This is a genomic window from Burkholderia stabilis (genome assembly GCF_001742165.1).
Lineage (GTDB): Bacteria > Pseudomonadota > Gammaproteobacteria > Burkholderiales > Burkholderiaceae > Burkholderia > Burkholderia stabilis.
The window spans coordinates 641,777-655,904 of record NZ_CP016444.1 but is presented as its reverse complement, the minus strand read 5'-3'; the positions used below and the strand labels follow the sequence as shown (position 1 = coordinate 655,904).

Sequence of the window (14,128 nt, the reverse complement as noted above, 5' to 3'; positions counted from 1 at the left end):
CCGCCGCGCCGTTCGTCGTCTACGGCGTCACGGCCTCGACTGCGTGCCGTTCGGCCGCGATATGGTTGGCCGCGACATAACCGAACGTCATCGCCGGCCCGATCGTCGAACCGGGCCCCGGATAGGTCTTGCCCATCACCGCCGCCGACGTGTTGCCGAGCGCATAGAGGCCGGCGATCACCGAGCCGTCGGGCCGCAGCACACGCGCGTGCGCGTCGGTGCGCAATCCGCCCTTCGTGCCGATCTCGCCCGGATCGATGCGTATCGCATAGAACGGCGCGCGCTCGATCGGCCCGAGGCACGGGTTCGGTTTCGACGACGCGTCGCCGTAGTAGCGATCGAACACGTTGTTGCCCTTGCCGAATTCGGTATCGACGCCGGTCGCCGCATAGCCGTTCATCTTCACGATCGTCTGCGCGAGCCCGTCCGCGTTCACGCCGATCTTCGCGGCCAGAGCCGCGAGCGTATCGGCGCGATAGATGACCGAATCGAGCCAGCCGGCCGGAATCCTGCTGTCCGGCTGCACGCTGCCGGGCAAGAGCACGCCGCACGGATAGCGCTTGCGATACTCGGCATCGAAGATGAACCATGCGGGCACGTTCGCCTGCGTGCGCTCATGATCGGCATACATCGCGTGAATCACGTCCGGGTACGGCGCGGATTCGTTGACGAAGCGTCGCCCGAGCCGATTGACCATCACGCAGCGCGGCGCGGAACGCTCGACGAACAACCCGCGCTGCTTCTCTTCGCCCGGTACGCGGACCGTCGGTACGCCCCACACGAAATCCATCAGCGCGACATCCGCGCCGAGCGCAAGCCCCGCGCGAATGCCGTCGCCGGTGTTGATCGGCGGCGCCGCGCTCCACTCGGCGCGCGTCGGTTTCGGCAGGTACTGCTCGCGCATCGCCTGGTTCGCTTCGAACCCGCCGCACGCGAGCACGACGCCATGCGTCGCGCGCACGACGACACGCTGCCCGTTCCGCTCGACGATCACGCCGCTCACGCGTTCGCCTTCGACCTGCAGCGAACGCATCGGCGTATCGAGCCACAGTGCGATGCCGCGCTGTGCGAGCGCCGCGCGCAGGCTCGCGACGAGCGCATTGCCGAGCGTGAGCCGGCGGTCGCGCGACGTACGGCGTCGCCATTTGAAATCGGTCGCGTAACGCAGCATCAGCCTCGCGGTGAGTCGTAGCCAGCCGCGTTCCTTGGTGACGATCGTGTGCGCTTCGATCTGCGTCATCGCGATGCGCCCGCCGATCAGCGTCGACGGCGACGGTGCGCGCAGCGTGTCGAAGTGTTCGCCCAGGCGCGCGGCGTCGAACGCGGCCGGCTCCATCGTCCGGTAGCCGGGCTTGCCGCCCTTGCGGTCCGGGTAGTAGTCGGGATAGCGCGGCACCGCGTGAAAGCGGGTCTGCGCGTGCTTCGCGAGATACGCGACCATCTGCGGCCCGTTCTCGAGATACGCGTCGATCCGCTGCGGGTCGAAGTCCTCGCCGACGACATCGCGCAAATACGTCACTGCTTCGTCATGCGAATCGCTGCCGCCGAGCGCGGCGATCTGGTCGTTGCACGGAATCCAGATGCCGCCGCCCGATACGGCCGTCGTGCCGCCATAGACGGCGCTCTTTTCGACGACCAGGACCGACAGGCCCTGGTCGTGCGCGCGCAGCGCCGCGGTCATCGCGCCCGCACCCGAGCCGACCACCACCACGTCGTATGTCGCGTGCTCGCCCCGATCGTGTCGTTCGTCGTGCATGTCGCCCCTCGCGTCAGATCGTCGAAAGGCGGCTCGCCGCATCGGCCGGCACGTCGGCGAGCTTGCGCCAGCCCGTATCGTCCCCGCGGTACTCGTGCACCTCGACGGCCGCATGCTGCGCGGGCAGCGCGGCCACGTCGGTGTAGAACTGCTGATACCACTGACGCAGCCGGTAGATCGGCCCGTCGCCTTCGCAGAGCAGCGGGTTGTCGACGCGCGTCTTGTGATCCCAGATCGCCACATCCTCGCGGAACGCCGACTGCGCGGCCTCTACGTAGCCGTCCACCATCTCGCGGTTCTGTTCCTCCGTCAGCGCCGGGTTCTTCTGGACCATCACGCCGAAGCGCAGCTCGAAACTGTTCGTGTCGATCGGCACGTGGCTGTTGAGCAGGATCGAATTGATCGGCTGCCCCTGCGCTTCGCCCGTCATCAGCGTGACGTGGTACGCCGGGCCGAAGTACGCGGAATCCGCCGTCAGGCCTCCACTCGCCGCGAGCCGCGAGCTTCCGCCACGCAGTTTCTGGTACGCGACGGGGCCGGCGAACGTGTTGCAGAAGTAGTCGATCGGCGCGCCGTGCACCGGGCCGAAGTGCGCCATGTCGGACTGGTTGTCGATCAGCTCGCGGCAGTTCGTGTCGATCACCCACTTGGCGATCGCCCAGTCGCTCCATGCATCGGAGAAGCACGCATTGATGCGCGGAATCGCGAGCGACGGATCGGGCGCATGGCCTTCCGGATCGTTCCACACGAACAGCAGGCGGTTCTGCTCCGTCACCGGCCACGACTTGATGCGCGCCTTGGGCGGGATGCGCTGCGAATACGGGATCGCCGCGCAGGTTCCGTCTCCCGCCCAGGTCCAGCCGTGAAACGGACACACCAGCGTATCGCCGTCGATCCGCCCGTGGGCGAGGTCGGCGCCCATGTGCGGGCAATAGCCGTCGAGCACGTGCAGTTGCCCGTCGCCGCCCTGGAACACGACCACGTGCGTGCCGAAGATCGACAGGCCGTGTGCCTTGCCGTCGCGATAGTCGTCGGCCAGCCCGAGACAGTGCCAGCCGCGCGCATAGCGCGACTCGATCGGTGCAGCGTGAATCCGGTGAATGGGGTGTCTGCCTGCCGGCACGGTGAAATCGCTCATCGCTCGTCTCCTCCAGTCAAGGCGGGCAAGGTTCGGCATCGCCGGACGCCGCCCGGGAACGCGCCAGACCGGGACGGTTCTGGCCTGCGCACTATGTCACAAACATCGCTATTTGTGACGCATAATGGCACAAATTCTGGTTGTGTGCCAACTTGTGAGAAAATCCGCCGTTGACGAATGCGATCGATGGATCGGGACACGCCGCGCGGCGCGCGGCATCGAGGACGGGTATGGAGCGGCAACTGCGCTGGGGAGACGCCAGCAGAATGGACAGCGTCGATGACGGGCGAAACGCGATCCTGCGCGCGGCCCTCGACGCCATGATCGAGCACGGGATCGACGGCCTTGCGATCGACGATGTCGCGCAGCGCGCGAACATTTCACGGCGCACGCTGTACCGGTACTTCGGTACGAAGAAGGAGCTGATTCAGGCCGTGATCAGCGTCGAGAACGCCGCGTTCTTCGACGAGATGCAACGCAGCCTCGTCGCGTTCGAACACGACTTCGCCGCGTACTGCACAGAATGCGTGTGCTTCGCGGTGCGTTACCGCGATCGCCACCACGGCGGCTTCCATCACAACTACCTGGCGACGAGCGCGTCCACGGAGGTGTTCGGCTATATCGTCGAGAACATCGCGCCGATGTGGCGCAGCGTGCTGGAAAGGCCCTACGTTCAATACGCGGCCTCGCTCGGCCGCGAGGCGCCGGCGCTGGACGACATCATCGCGCTGATCAGCCGCATCGGGCTCGCATACTGCATCGTCCCCGCCGACGAGCCCGCGATGCGCGCGCAAATGCGGTTGATGTGGACGTTCGACGCGGCGCCGGCCGGCGGGCCGCCGGCTGCGCGACGCAAGAAGGCGCCGCAGTAGCGCAACGCGATACGGGCCGCTTCACGGGTGGGCGGGAAGAACGCCGTCCTCGGCCGCCAACTGCGTGCAAACCGCCAGATTCAGCGCGACGAATTCATCCCAGCTGTAGTTCTGGGTAAAGTGTGCGTCGTAATACTGCTCGACGCGACAGACGAGCGGACGATGCTCGTAAATCCCGCAGGATTTCCGGGCATCGTCGTAATGCCGGCAAGCGCCGTCTCCCCGATCGAGATATCGGGTTTCAGCCACCAGGCCGACGCGTCTGCAGCAAGCGCCGCAACCGGTACAGGGAAACGGGCGACGAACTTCGGTCATAGGCGATTCGAATGAGCTCGGGACGAGCCCCGTCCCGCACCGCACCGATGCGGCGGCAAGTCGGGGCTTTTCGCTGACAAGTCCGGGCGTTCAGGCCATCAGGCCAACGATCTCTTCAACCCGCTTCTCGGTCGACAGCACCAGGTTGCCCTCTTTGTCGAGAATCGGCGTGTCGATCATGGCTTTCAGAAGCTGCGCAAACTTGACGGACCGAAAGACCACTGCTTTCGCTTCATCGGAATACATCGCGTAGTCCTCGCCGCTGCTGCCGATGACGCCATTCAGATCGCGAACGCCGTGGCGAAGTTTCGAGCTGATTTTCGAGAACGTCGTATTGGCAAGGGACGTCACGCGTTCAACGGCCTCGAGCTTGCCGCACATGACGGCGGCTTGCTCCTTGACGACCTTCGCCTGCTCCATGTTGCTGCGAGCATTGTTCAAAGCCTCTTCGCCCTTGTTGCCGACGATGTGGCCGAAAATCGCGAGCGCCGGGCCCGCCACGAGCCCGCCCAAAACCATCGCACCCATCGCCATACCGCCGCCGCCGGCCGCCAGGGAACCGCCGCCCAGCCAGGCCAGCGTGGCGTTCGTCGCGGCTGCGCCGCTCAGCGTCGAAATCGCCGTGCCGGTACTCGCAGTGGCCAACAGCATCGTGCCGTTGTATGCCCCGAACGCCATCGCCGCACCGCCCGTCAGCCCCGAACCCAGCCCGAGGCCCGAGCTCTTGAGCAGCGCGTAGTCGTCGCGAAGGCCTTGCAGCGTCGTGGTCGAAAAATCGCCATCGTTGAGCCTGTCCAGCTCCGGCGTACCCACCAGCTCGACATTCTTCAGGCGGCCAAACGCTTCCAGAAAATCGGCAATGGTGCCGTTGAATGCACGCAGCTTCCGTGCACCGTAATCCTGCAGCATCGCATTCGTCGCTTTGCGTTGCTCTTCGACACCGCGATTTGCCACATCGACGATCGACGTTGCACTGTCGTTCAGCTCGGATGCCTTACTGTGATCCTTCGCGCCCAGTGCGCCCTTGACAACCCCATACAACCCGGTGACGACTGCGCCCCCGATGAGAATCGGAACCATGATTTTTCCTTATTCGAGAATGATGGCGATGGTTTTTTGCGCTTCCTGGTGCGTGATTTCGGCACGCTCGAGCAAATCCTGGACGATGTAATCATCGATCCGATAGTGATGGCTGAATTCCTCCAGCAGATTCCATTGAATCCCGGAAATTCCGCCGTCGCCAAGCACGAACAGCATCAATTCAAAGAGCATCAGCTTCGGCACGAATGGCGTCGCCGCTTTTTTGCCCCGCAGCGCCAGGCTCATCAGTTCACGGACGATGCTTACCCGGATAGCCTGGTCATCCATGGAATCAAGCGGCAATGATTCAAGACGCTGAATCAGGCGGCTTTCAACCTGCGAGCGAGACAACTCATTCGCCAAAACATCACCCAGTATCGCGCCGAGCGCCGCCACCCCCGTCCCGGACGTCGCTTCCACCAGCGCCTTCATCGCCTCGATTTGCTGTTCGCTGCGCTTGAGCGAAATTTTTGCGCTCCCGATATCCTTGGCCGCAATCTCGCTCCGTTGCTTGCCGTCCCAAAGAATCGGCTTATCGGACAAGCTCAAAAGCTCGGCCACGCACAGAAAGACGCGCGCATCTTCGTCTGAAAGTTGTTTCAACAGCATGACTATCCCCGGTTGGTCCTCACTTGGTTATACGGTGGCATTACAGTTTCAGTGGCATATCGGATGCCATGAATGAATCGAATTCCTGCTGCGACGCGTACGGCAACTCCCTGCCCAACAACTCCGCGAATCGATTGACGGCAGCAGCCAGCTCATCGGCGCTTTCATGGCCGGCATCGACCGCTCGAATCAGCCCACGCGTTTCTTCAAGCAACCGAGGCATTTCCTCGGCATAGAAGGTCTCCAGCGCAATGCGCTCTTGCGCAAGGCAAGCATGGGCCCTTGCGGCAATTTCACGCGTGCGCGCGAGATTCTTGCGCGACAGCTCGGCCGCCCTGGAGGCCTCGACCGCGCTCTGGTAGAACATCGACGACAGGGTGTAACCCACCATGCCGCCGACGGCGGCACCGACGAACGGAATGGGAATGGCAATCTGTCCCAGCGCGGCAAACATACCGCTCGACAGCATGCCGGCGCCCTTCTCGCCCACTTCGACGAGGAACTCCGATTCGCTGATTTCGCCGTGCACGTAGCGCTTTATCGACACGCCCAGCGACAGGCAAGCGGTGACCGCCAATGTCGGAACACTGGTATTCGCCAGCGCACGCACGCCTGCGTGACCCGATTGCTGCATGACCGACTTCGTCGCCGCGCCGACAAAGGCCGTGCCATAACCCAGCGCCCCTGCCTTGCCGACATCCTTGGCCACTTCGAGTGCGGCGTCCCCGAGCGATGCCCTCTTCTGCGCCACGGCAAAGGTGTTCTTGAGCACGGAAATGGTCCCGCCGATGACGGCGCCATACTTCGCGCCTTCCATGCCGGCACGATGGCTGGTGCGGGCAATATCGAGAATCGTCGCGAGCTCGGGATGCTCGCGGTAGAAAATGGCCTGCTCCGTCGTCAAGCCGCTATCGCGTACGTTCTCGCCCAGTGTTTCGTAGTTCTCTGCCTCGCGACGCAGTTTCGCGGCAACGTCCGGCTTTCCCTTCGCTTCGGCCGCCTGTGCGTTGTTGCGCAACTGTTCGGCCCGTTTCTGGCAATACGCTTGCGCGCCGTCGTACTGCTCGGACGGCAGTTCCAGCTTCACGCCGCGATAGCGAGCGAACTTGCCGTCCTCTCGGGCAATTTTGGAAAAGAGATCGTTGCGATCGCCCACGAATTTCATCTGGGCCTGCGAGCCCTCGATGATTTGCCCATCGAGAAGCTGGACGCGGTCCACCACATTGTGGTTTCGACCAAAGGCTGCCAGGTCGTCACTACGTGTCGTGCGAACCCCGGACCCGGAAATGACGGCCTCGGCGTTGTCGCGGCTGGTCGCCGCCACCTCTGCCGAGAAACCCGCCTGCTGCTTGATGTTCTTCGCGGCTTCGAGCGGGTCGCTGTTGACCTTGTGCTTCGCGATGTCGGCAAGACCCTTGGCGAATTTCTGCCCGGTTTCGTTGTCGACACCACGATAGCCTTTGACGAATTCCGCGCCGGCGCTGCCGTATCGGCGCACCGTTTCGTCGGACGCGAGCGAGATGCCCGCACGAAAAATATCCTTGCTCGTTCCGGTTTGCTGTTTCGCCTTGTCGTGAGCGTGTGCATCCTGGACGCTCTCGGGCAAATTTTCTTTATTTTCCATGGTCTCTCGCGGCAAACCCGCCGATTACGTCAAATCAGGCTTCAGCGCCTACTTTTGCGAGCAATTGCGTTTTCACTTGCTCGAACTCTTCTTTCGTGAGGGCTCCGGCTTTGAAAAGATCGTATGACCGTTTCACCTCGTCGGCCCAGTCTTGAGCATTCGTCGCTTGTCGCGCCGGCCCCTCTGTCGTTACCACGTCCAGCGTCTCAGGCTCGGGCCGACACGCCCGTCGCTGCGGCGGCTCGAAGACGCGTGCGACTTTCTGCGATTGTTTGAGCACGCTATAAGCAACGAATCCAAGTATCAGGAAAACAATCAACCTACCCATGGACGATCCTTTTCTCAGGCTGTTGAAATCGGTCAATGCCATCGGCAGTGACAACCCATGGGTGGATACTATTCACGGCGACGACAAGATGTGTCGCAGCGCGTCCCGCTCCCCGTCTTCGGCGTGCCCGTCGTCGGCGTCGTCGAGTTTCACGCCCCAGACCTTTTCCCCGAAGCCAAGCAACCATCGATGTAACTGCACCGTCTCTACCACCACGGCGGTTATTTCCAGTCTGTCGTCGAAGGTGCTGACCTCCTGGTCAGGCGTCAGAGGCGACTCGAGCAATTGAAGACCGGTCTCCCGTTCGATACAGAAACGCAACCGCACTCGCTTTCCGCTGCCGAAGCCAAACTTGCCGTCGGCCTCGTACTGCTCCAGGTTGAAGTCGGCGGGTCGCTCGAACGGTCGTGTGGTCGCACTGGCCGTGACGATGCGGTGCAAGGCCAGAATGCGCTCCTCGGCATACCCTTTGTAGCGGCACACGAGATAAAGACGCACGCCTTGTTGAGCCAATCCGAGCGGCATCACTTCGGCAGACTTCGACTTGCCTGCCGCGTTCTGATACGTCACCTCGAGCCAGAGATTGGCGTAGAGCGCGTTGCTGACGGCGTCAAACACGCCATCCTCGATTCTTGGCGGCAATGTCGGCTGCGTCGGGCTGACGACCCGAACCTTCTGCAGCCACTGCTGACTGGGTCTTTCCGCGACGGCGGGGCCGACGTTCCTCCGCGCCTGCTCGAAGAACCCGTCCATGGACTTCATGACGCCGGCCGGCAGCAAACGGTTCAGGTACGCCTGCGCCAACAGCAGGAGCAATGCCTCCTGCTCGCTGAGTACAGGCAGTGACAGCCCGCTCGATTGAGACTTCCAGCAATACCCGTACGGCTTGCTTCGGTCATCACACTCAATGTCGAAATGTTCACAAAGCGTTTCGAGTTGGCGCTGAATTGTTCTGAGGTCGCGGTCAAGTCCGGCATGCTGTAGCTGTTCATGTAGTTCGGCGGCCGTGACCTTCCTGTTCCTCGGAATGCGTCGTAGCAATTCAATCGCGAGAATGGTCGTATTCAGTGTGTCGGGGCGCTTGGCCATGAGTCGGGTGTCGCGTGTGTAGTCACCTTGAGTCTCGTGGCCGTTGGCAGGCAGCAGGTTCCGTCAGGCTGCCTGCGCCGCCGAGTTCGCTCTGGCCGCATCGGTGCCCAGGAAAGACGTCTACCTTACGGCGAAATGTCTCGGGACTCTATGACGGGCGCGCCGCTATCGGACATCACTATTTCGAGCCGCGCCGGCCGAATACAGGCTGGCTGTGGTCCCAGAGATAATCTTCCAGCGCCTGGAGCACAATAGGCCGCGTCTGCTTGCCGTCAAGCACGGTCCAATACTCGAGCACCAGCGGCGTACGGCACAGCGTTTCCGGAACCCAACGCTTCAGGTGGAGCGAATAGGTTCCCTCGGGACCGAAGCCGAAATGCTGCTGCAGCCTGCTTGCGAAGCTTCTTGAACTTCCGACATAGAGCGTGACGCCATCATCCGTCAGTTCATTCTTGCGGCTGAGCTTGTACGAGCAAGCCGTCCTGTCAGGGAACGCAGCGTGGAATGCCTCCGGCGCCTCGGTCTGGAAACGGTATACGACGAACTCGCCGCTTTCAGGAAGGTTCCAGTCATTCAAGCGCAAACGCAATGCCTCGGCATCGGCGAAGTCGGACAGCGAACACTCGATCCGCCGGACGGGAGGCAGCGCAAGCCTGCTCACCTCTTCGGCAATACGCGACATCATTTTTCCGGCCTCTGTTGCCAGCGACCCGCCGTCGAAACTCTCGGTCGGCATCAACGATGTCCGTGCGTCCGACGTGTCTGCACTTCCATTGCCGCTATGCTCGACGAACGAGAACCGCCGGCGAGTGGCGTCATACGCGCCCAGGCCGAGATGCTCCAGCGTCGGAACCAGATAGCATGCGAGATTCTGCCTTTCGCGGTTAAGCAACCAGTCACCAATGCTGCCAAGTCGCGGGTCGTTGAAGCTGGTTCCGACATGAACCGGCCCGGGCCTCGATGCAAACTCGACGAGGAGCGCACGGATTGTTTCCGCGCTTACGCGCCCGGAAGTCTTCAACCCGTCTCCGTAAAAGAGTTCAACGCCGGTTTCTGCGTTTCCCCGGTATTCAAACTGCTTTTTCCCCGTTGCCGTACTGAGTCGCGTCATATTGTCTCTTCGTTCTGGTTGGAGCTCGCCAACGGTTTTTGCGAGTACTTCGAGCCTGGTTGAAAGCCGAACGCTCGCTGCTCGACGCACACTCGCCATGCGTTATTACGCCGTCAACGATTGTTGTTAACGGCCAATCGCTTCATTTCTTTACCCGCTTCACTTGATTGGCATGCAACCGCCGAGCACGTTACCCGGCGCCGAAATAATTCGATCCGGTCGATACCGGACAAGCCATTCGCGCTCGAAGAGCATCGCGGTCACGACAGTCTGAAAGACCTCGTGGTCGATGGACTGATCTGCGCTCGAAATCCTGGACGCAAATGAGTGTCGGTGTTGCGAAGGCAGTTTTCCCGGCAGGAACGGGAAGTTGGCGATGAAGCGCAAGCAATACTCGGTGGAGCAGATCGCGGCCGCGCTCAAGCGGGCTGTGCCTGCGTGCCCAACCGGGTCGTTTCATTTTACGGAACGCGATGACCTGGCGGCTTGTGTTCCCGCGCAGCGTCGACTAGCGTCCTCGCTCTTCCAGAGCCGTGAAGTTCACCACGAGCGCGTAGCTCGTTCAAATGCTACCGGTGACAGGTCGCCAGCGGCGGCCATGCCGACGAATCGGGCAATTGCCGATACGAATCATGGCGATCTTTCAGGAGCGACTACCTGTCATCGCCGGTGAACTGTACTGCCTTGCCCCGAATGCGCCATGACACCCGCGGACTGTGCTCCCGTACCGCCGCGAGCAAAACTGCAGACCCGATCGCCGGTCGTCGGCGAGCGCGTGGCGCGCGTCGCCAATCAATCCGGCGCGAGTAAAGTTGCACGAAAAGTTGCCGATATGGCAGCATTCGAATGCTTCTCGACACGTTGACGCTGCGCTGCTCGCCCGATTCATGTCCGGCAGAACCGCCGACTCAAGAATGAAACAAATCACCCGATGCTCCACGGCAGCCACAACCCTCTACTCGTCCTGTTATCGGTACTGATCGCCATTCTCTGCTCGTATACCGGGCTGGACATAGCGGGCAGGATCGGTACCGCCAGAGGGCGCGCGGCGCACTGGTGGTTCGCCGGCGGTACGTTCGTGATGGGCATCGGCATCTGGTCGACACACTTCATCGGCATGCTGGCCTTCACGTTGCCGATTCCGCTCGGTTACGACCCGGCCGTTACGTTGCTGTCGCTGCTGATTGCGATCGCGTTATCCGGGCTCGCGCTATGGTTGATCACCCGGGATACGCTGACGCGGCCGCGCCTCTGTGGCGGTGCGTTGCTCATGGGATTCGGCGTGGCAGGCGTGCACTACACCGGTATGGCCGCAATGGACATGTCGCCCGGCATTCGATACGTTCCCGCCGTCTTCTGCCTGTCGATCCTGATCGCGATCGTTGCGTCGGGTACGGCGCTATGGATTACGCTCACGCTGCGTCGCCACGCGTCGATGGCGTGGATCTTTCGGATGGCCGCCGCGATCGTCATGGCGACTGCGATCGTCGGCCTGCACTACACGGGCATGGCTGCCGCGCAATTTCCGGCCGGCAGCGTGTGTGGCGCGATACGAAACAGTGTAAACAACAACTGGTTGGCAATTCTGATCGTTATCGTGACGCTGGCGGTGCTCGCCATCGCACTGCTGACCTCGGTGTTGAATCTGCGGCTCGAGGAACGAACTTCGGTGCTCGCGCATTCGCTTGCCGAAGCCAACCGGAACCTGACCTACCTGGCGCTGCACGACAACCTGACCCGGCTCCCCAACCGGATGCTGCTGGAAGACCGTATCGATCAGGCGATCCAGGTTGCCAATCGCTCGAACGCGAGCTTTGCGCTGATGTTCATGGATCTCGACGGATTCAAGGCCGTCAACGATGCATACGGCCACCACGTCGGCGATCTGCTGCTGGTTCAGGTCGCACGGCGCATCGAGGAGACCGTTCGTGCACAGGACACCGTCGCGCGCGTCGGCGGCGACGAATTCGTCGTGATCGTGAACGTCGGCGACCCGGCTGACGCCGCCGTGGTCGCGGAGAAGCTCATCTGGGCGATCCAGCAGCCGTTCGACATCGCGAATCACGCACTGCGCGTGTCGACCAGCATCGGCATTGCGTTCTACCCGTTCAACGGTACCAGGCAACACGACCTCCTGACCAATGCCGACGCCGCGATGTATCACGCGAAGGCAAGCGGTCGCAATGCGTATTGCCTCTTCGAAGCATCGATGAACGCGAACGTGCACGAGCAGTTGCAACTCGTTCAGGATTTGCGTTTCGCGCTCGAGCGCCGCGAGCTGGTGCTCCATTACCAGCCCAAGTTCGAGGCGCCGGATGGCCCGATCGTCGGCGTCGAGGCACTCCTGCGCTGGATGCATCCGGCTCGCGGGCTGATCTCGCCGGCGCAGTTCATTCCGCTCGCGGAAAGGACGGGGCTGATCGTGCCGATCGGCACGTGGGTACTTGACGAAGCATGCCGACAGATGCGCGAATGGCGCGATGCGGGGCGCACGGGCTGGAATGTCGCGGTCAACCTGTCCGCGCTGCAGTTCAACCACGAGCGGCTCGTGCAAACCGTCCGTGAAGCGCTCGAACGCCACGCGCTGGAACCGGGTTGTCTGACGCTGGAAATCACCGAATCGACCGCGATGCGCAACGCCGACGCGAGCTTGTGCATTCTGCAGCAGCTTCAAGGCATGGGCGTGCGGATTTCGATCGACGATTTCGGGACCGGTTATTCGAGCCTGCTCTATCTCAAACGACTACCGGCCAGCGAACTGAAGATCGATCGCGGCTTCGTCAGGGACCTCACGCACGATACCGAGGACGCTGCGATCGTGTCCGCGATCATCGCGCTGGGCCGAACGCTCAACCTGACGATCGTTGCCGAGGGCGTCGAGACCGTTGCACAGCAGAAATTCCTGACGGAACTCGGCTGCGATTCGCTACAGGGCTATCTGCTCGGGCGGCCGATGCCCGCCGAGAACTTTACCGAGACGGCGTCGTCGCGTTGACTGGCGTTATCGGGAATTCGTCGGGAGGCTGTAACTCACTGACGGAGGCCTCGTCAGCGATGCGATACCGCATGGAGCGCGGCTGACGCGAACCGGCTTGACCCGTGACCGCGCCCGCGCGTCACTCGCATCGAATCGCCATCACCCCCAGCATGTCCCGCACCCAAGGCAGCGGAATGATCCGGTAAGTTCCGACCAGCTCGCCCTGTTCGGAATACTCGTACGCAATCGCATCCCGCACGCCGTCGTCGTCGACGAATACCTTGATGCGCTTCGGATCGCGAAGCAGTCCGCAGCCCACGCACTTGAGCACCGCTTCCTTGCATGTCCAACCGAGCAGGAAAGCGACACGCCAGTCGCCGCATCGCGACAGGCAGTCCTGTTCGTCGCGGTTGAAGACGATATCCGTCAGCTTCGGCGGGATCGCGCGGTCGCGCCGCTCGATGTCCACGCCGATCGCGCCCCCCGGCCTGATCGCCGCGACGATCAGGTCGCCGGCATGCGACACGTTGAAGCCAAGCGACGAATGAGGCGACGGCAAACCGGGTTTCCCGAACTTGCCCGCGACGAACTCGCCGCCATAAGGCTCGCCGTCGATGCAGCCCCCGAGCGCGCGACGCACGAACGCTCGCCCGGCGACGAAGCGCGCGCGGCGGCCGTCGTCGTCGATGTCCCGCGCACGGGCCCATTCCGCATCCGACAGCACCCGCTCGTCGCCGGCGGGCGCGCCAGCCAGATTGGCCCACGTCACCGTCAACGGGCGCGCGTCAGCGTAACGCACCAGCACAGTCCCCGCCCGGGCTGTATCCCACAGCGGCGGGCAGCCCGGCTCGGGCCATACCGAACCTGTGCCGTGCGTCTGCATCGCACGCGCCCCCGTGACGCTCACGCGGCCTCGGTGGCCTTCTGCAACGCTTCGCGGACTCGCTCCTCGATATAGTCGATCATCCGCCCGAACGTGTTGAACGGCGAGTTCTCGACGGCCAGGTCGCGCTCGTTGGCAAGTTGCAGGCGCACGCCCAGGCTCTTGAAGATCGCCTCTTCGAGATCGGCGATGATCGTCACGAGACTCAGCGAGTCGAGCTGCCCCGCTTCCGCGTACAGCTTCGCGTCGCGCCCCAGAGACAGATCGACCGGGTGCTCGAGATACGGGTCCTGGCTCTTGATCGCCTCGGTCAGCATTGCATTCAGTTGATCCTGCATGGTCGTGC

The 14,128-nt window shown here is 62.6% G+C and carries 14 protein-coding genes; 2 read left to right on the top strand and 12 right to left on the bottom strand.

Annotated features, from left to right (window positions below; all coding sequences use genetic code 11):
• Positions 1-19: 19 nt before the first annotated feature.
• Complete coding sequence (locus BBJ41_RS35430; protein WP_069750962.1) at positions 20-1,756, bottom strand: FAD-binding protein; 1,737 nt, start codon at positions 1,754-1,756, stop codon at positions 20-22.
• A gap of 13 nt (positions 1,757-1,769) precedes the next feature.
• Entirely contained in the window at positions 1,770-2,894 is a 1,125-nt protein-coding gene (locus BBJ41_RS35425; RefSeq protein ID WP_083282117.1) for a Rieske 2Fe-2S domain-containing protein, read from the bottom strand.
• Positions 2,895-3,160: 266 nt separating this feature from the next.
• Between BBJ41_RS35425 and BBJ41_RS35420 the strand changes: the two genes are divergently transcribed.
• The gene (locus tag BBJ41_RS35420; RefSeq protein WP_069750961.1) at positions 3,161-3,766 is read left to right on the top strand and encodes a TetR/AcrR family transcriptional regulator; all 606 of its coding nucleotides are present in this window, start codon (positions 3,161-3,163) and stop codon (positions 3,764-3,766) included.
• Between the two features lie 21 nt (positions 3,767-3,787).
• Here BBJ41_RS35420 and BBJ41_RS39990 read toward each other — a convergent pair whose 3' ends face one another.
• From BBJ41_RS39990 to BBJ41_RS35385, 8 genes are all read right to left on the bottom strand, one after another.
• Entirely contained in the window at positions 3,788-4,081 is a 294-nt protein-coding gene (locus tag BBJ41_RS39990; RefSeq protein WP_083282115.1) for a YkgJ family cysteine cluster protein, read from the bottom strand.
• Positions 4,082-4,171: 90 nt separating this feature from the next.
• Positions 4,172-5,161 (bottom strand): hypothetical protein, encoded by a 990-nt coding sequence (locus tag BBJ41_RS35415; protein WP_236872210.1) that lies wholly within the window; start codon positions 5,159-5,161, stop codon positions 4,172-4,174.
• 9 nt (positions 5,162-5,170) lie between these two features.
• On the bottom strand, positions 5,171-5,770 hold the full coding sequence (locus BBJ41_RS35410) for a hypothetical protein (RefSeq protein WP_069750959.1): 600 nt from the start codon (positions 5,768-5,770) through the stop codon (positions 5,171-5,173).
• A 40-nt stretch (positions 5,771-5,810) separates the two neighbouring features.
• Positions 5,811-7,394 carry a hypothetical protein gene (locus tag BBJ41_RS35405; RefSeq protein ID WP_083282114.1) on the bottom strand — a complete coding sequence of 528 codons (1,584 nt, stop codon included), beginning with the start codon at positions 7,392-7,394 and terminating at the stop codon, positions 5,811-5,813.
• 34 nt (positions 7,395-7,428) lie between these two features.
• Positions 7,429-7,764, bottom strand: a complete 336-nt coding sequence (locus BBJ41_RS35400) for an SHOCT domain-containing protein (RefSeq protein ID WP_069750958.1) — start codon at positions 7,762-7,764, stop codon at positions 7,429-7,431.
• Positions 7,765-7,794: 30 nt separating this feature from the next.
• Positions 7,795-8,811 (bottom strand): helix-turn-helix transcriptional regulator, encoded by a 1,017-nt coding sequence (locus BBJ41_RS35395; protein WP_069750957.1) that lies wholly within the window; start codon positions 8,809-8,811, stop codon positions 7,795-7,797.
• 178 nt (positions 8,812-8,989) lie between these two features.
• Positions 8,990-9,922: a hypothetical protein gene (locus BBJ41_RS35390; protein WP_069750956.1), complete on the bottom strand. Its 933-nt coding sequence runs from the start codon at positions 9,920-9,922 to the stop codon at positions 8,990-8,992.
• A 159-nt stretch (positions 9,923-10,081) separates the two neighbouring features.
• The gene (locus tag BBJ41_RS35385; RefSeq protein ID WP_156814977.1) at positions 10,082-10,309 is read right to left on the bottom strand and encodes a hypothetical protein; all 228 of its coding nucleotides are present in this window, start codon (positions 10,307-10,309) and stop codon (positions 10,082-10,084) included.
• Between the two features lie 544 nt (positions 10,310-10,853).
• Here BBJ41_RS35385 and BBJ41_RS35380 point away from each other — a divergent pair.
• Positions 10,854-12,917, top strand: a complete 2,064-nt coding sequence (locus BBJ41_RS35380; RefSeq protein ID WP_069750954.1) for a putative bifunctional diguanylate cyclase/phosphodiesterase — start codon at positions 10,854-10,856, stop codon at positions 12,915-12,917.
• 121 nt (positions 12,918-13,038) lie between these two features.
• Here BBJ41_RS35380 and BBJ41_RS35375 read toward each other — a convergent pair whose 3' ends face one another.
• Positions 13,039-13,782, bottom strand: coding sequence for a 4'-phosphopantetheinyl transferase family protein (locus tag BBJ41_RS35375; protein WP_156814976.1), 744 nt, complete (start codon positions 13,780-13,782; stop codon positions 13,039-13,041).
• A 20-nt stretch (positions 13,783-13,802) separates the two neighbouring features.
• Positions 13,803-14,120: a hypothetical protein gene (locus BBJ41_RS35370; protein ID WP_069750952.1), complete on the bottom strand. Its 318-nt coding sequence runs from the start codon at positions 14,118-14,120 to the stop codon at positions 13,803-13,805.
• Between the last annotated feature and the right edge of the window lie 8 nt (positions 14,121-14,128).

Bases quoted from the DNA above. Each gene is read 5' to 3' on its own strand.
- BBJ41_RS35410 (WP_069750959.1), bottom strand. From the start codon at position 5,770: ATGCTGTTGAAACAACTTTCAGACGAAGATGCGCGCGTCTTTCTGTGC.
- BBJ41_RS35390 (WP_069750956.1), bottom strand. From the start codon at position 9,922: ATGACGCGACTCAGTACGGCAACGGGGAAAAAGCAGTTTGAATACCGG.
- BBJ41_RS35395 (WP_069750957.1), bottom strand. From the start codon at position 8,811: ATGGCCAAGCGCCCCGACACACTGAATACGACCATTCTCGCGATTGAA.
- BBJ41_RS35420 (WP_069750961.1), top strand. From the start codon at position 3,161: ATGGACAGCGTCGATGACGGGCGAAACGCGATCCTGCGCGCGGCCCTC.
- BBJ41_RS39990 (WP_083282115.1), bottom strand. From the start codon at position 4,081: ATGACCGAAGTTCGTCGCCCGTTTCCCTGTACCGGTTGCGGCGCTTGC.
- BBJ41_RS35425 (WP_083282117.1), bottom strand. From the start codon at position 2,894: ATGAGCGATTTCACCGTGCCGGCAGGCAGACACCCCATTCACCGGATT.
- BBJ41_RS35430 (WP_069750962.1), bottom strand. From the start codon at position 1,756: ATGCACGACGAACGACACGATCGGGGCGAGCACGCGACATACGACGTG.
- BBJ41_RS35375 (WP_156814976.1), bottom strand. From the start codon at position 13,782: ATGCAGACGCACGGCACAGGTTCGGTATGGCCCGAGCCGGGCTGCCCG.
- BBJ41_RS35415 (WP_236872210.1), bottom strand. From the start codon at position 5,161: ATGGTTCCGATTCTCATCGGGGGCGCAGTCGTCACCGGGTTGTATGGG.
- BBJ41_RS35405 (WP_083282114.1), bottom strand. From the start codon at position 7,394: ATGGAAAATAAAGAAAATTTGCCCGAGAGCGTCCAGGATGCACACGCT.
- BBJ41_RS35370 (WP_069750952.1), bottom strand. From the start codon at position 14,120: ATGCAGGATCAACTGAATGCAATGCTGACCGAGGCGATCAAGAGCCAG.
- BBJ41_RS35400 (WP_069750958.1), bottom strand. From the start codon at position 7,764: ATGGCATTGACCGATTTCAACAGCCTGAGAAAAGGATCGTCCATGGGT.
- BBJ41_RS35380 (WP_069750954.1), top strand. From the start codon at position 10,854: ATGCTCCACGGCAGCCACAACCCTCTACTCGTCCTGTTATCGGTACTG.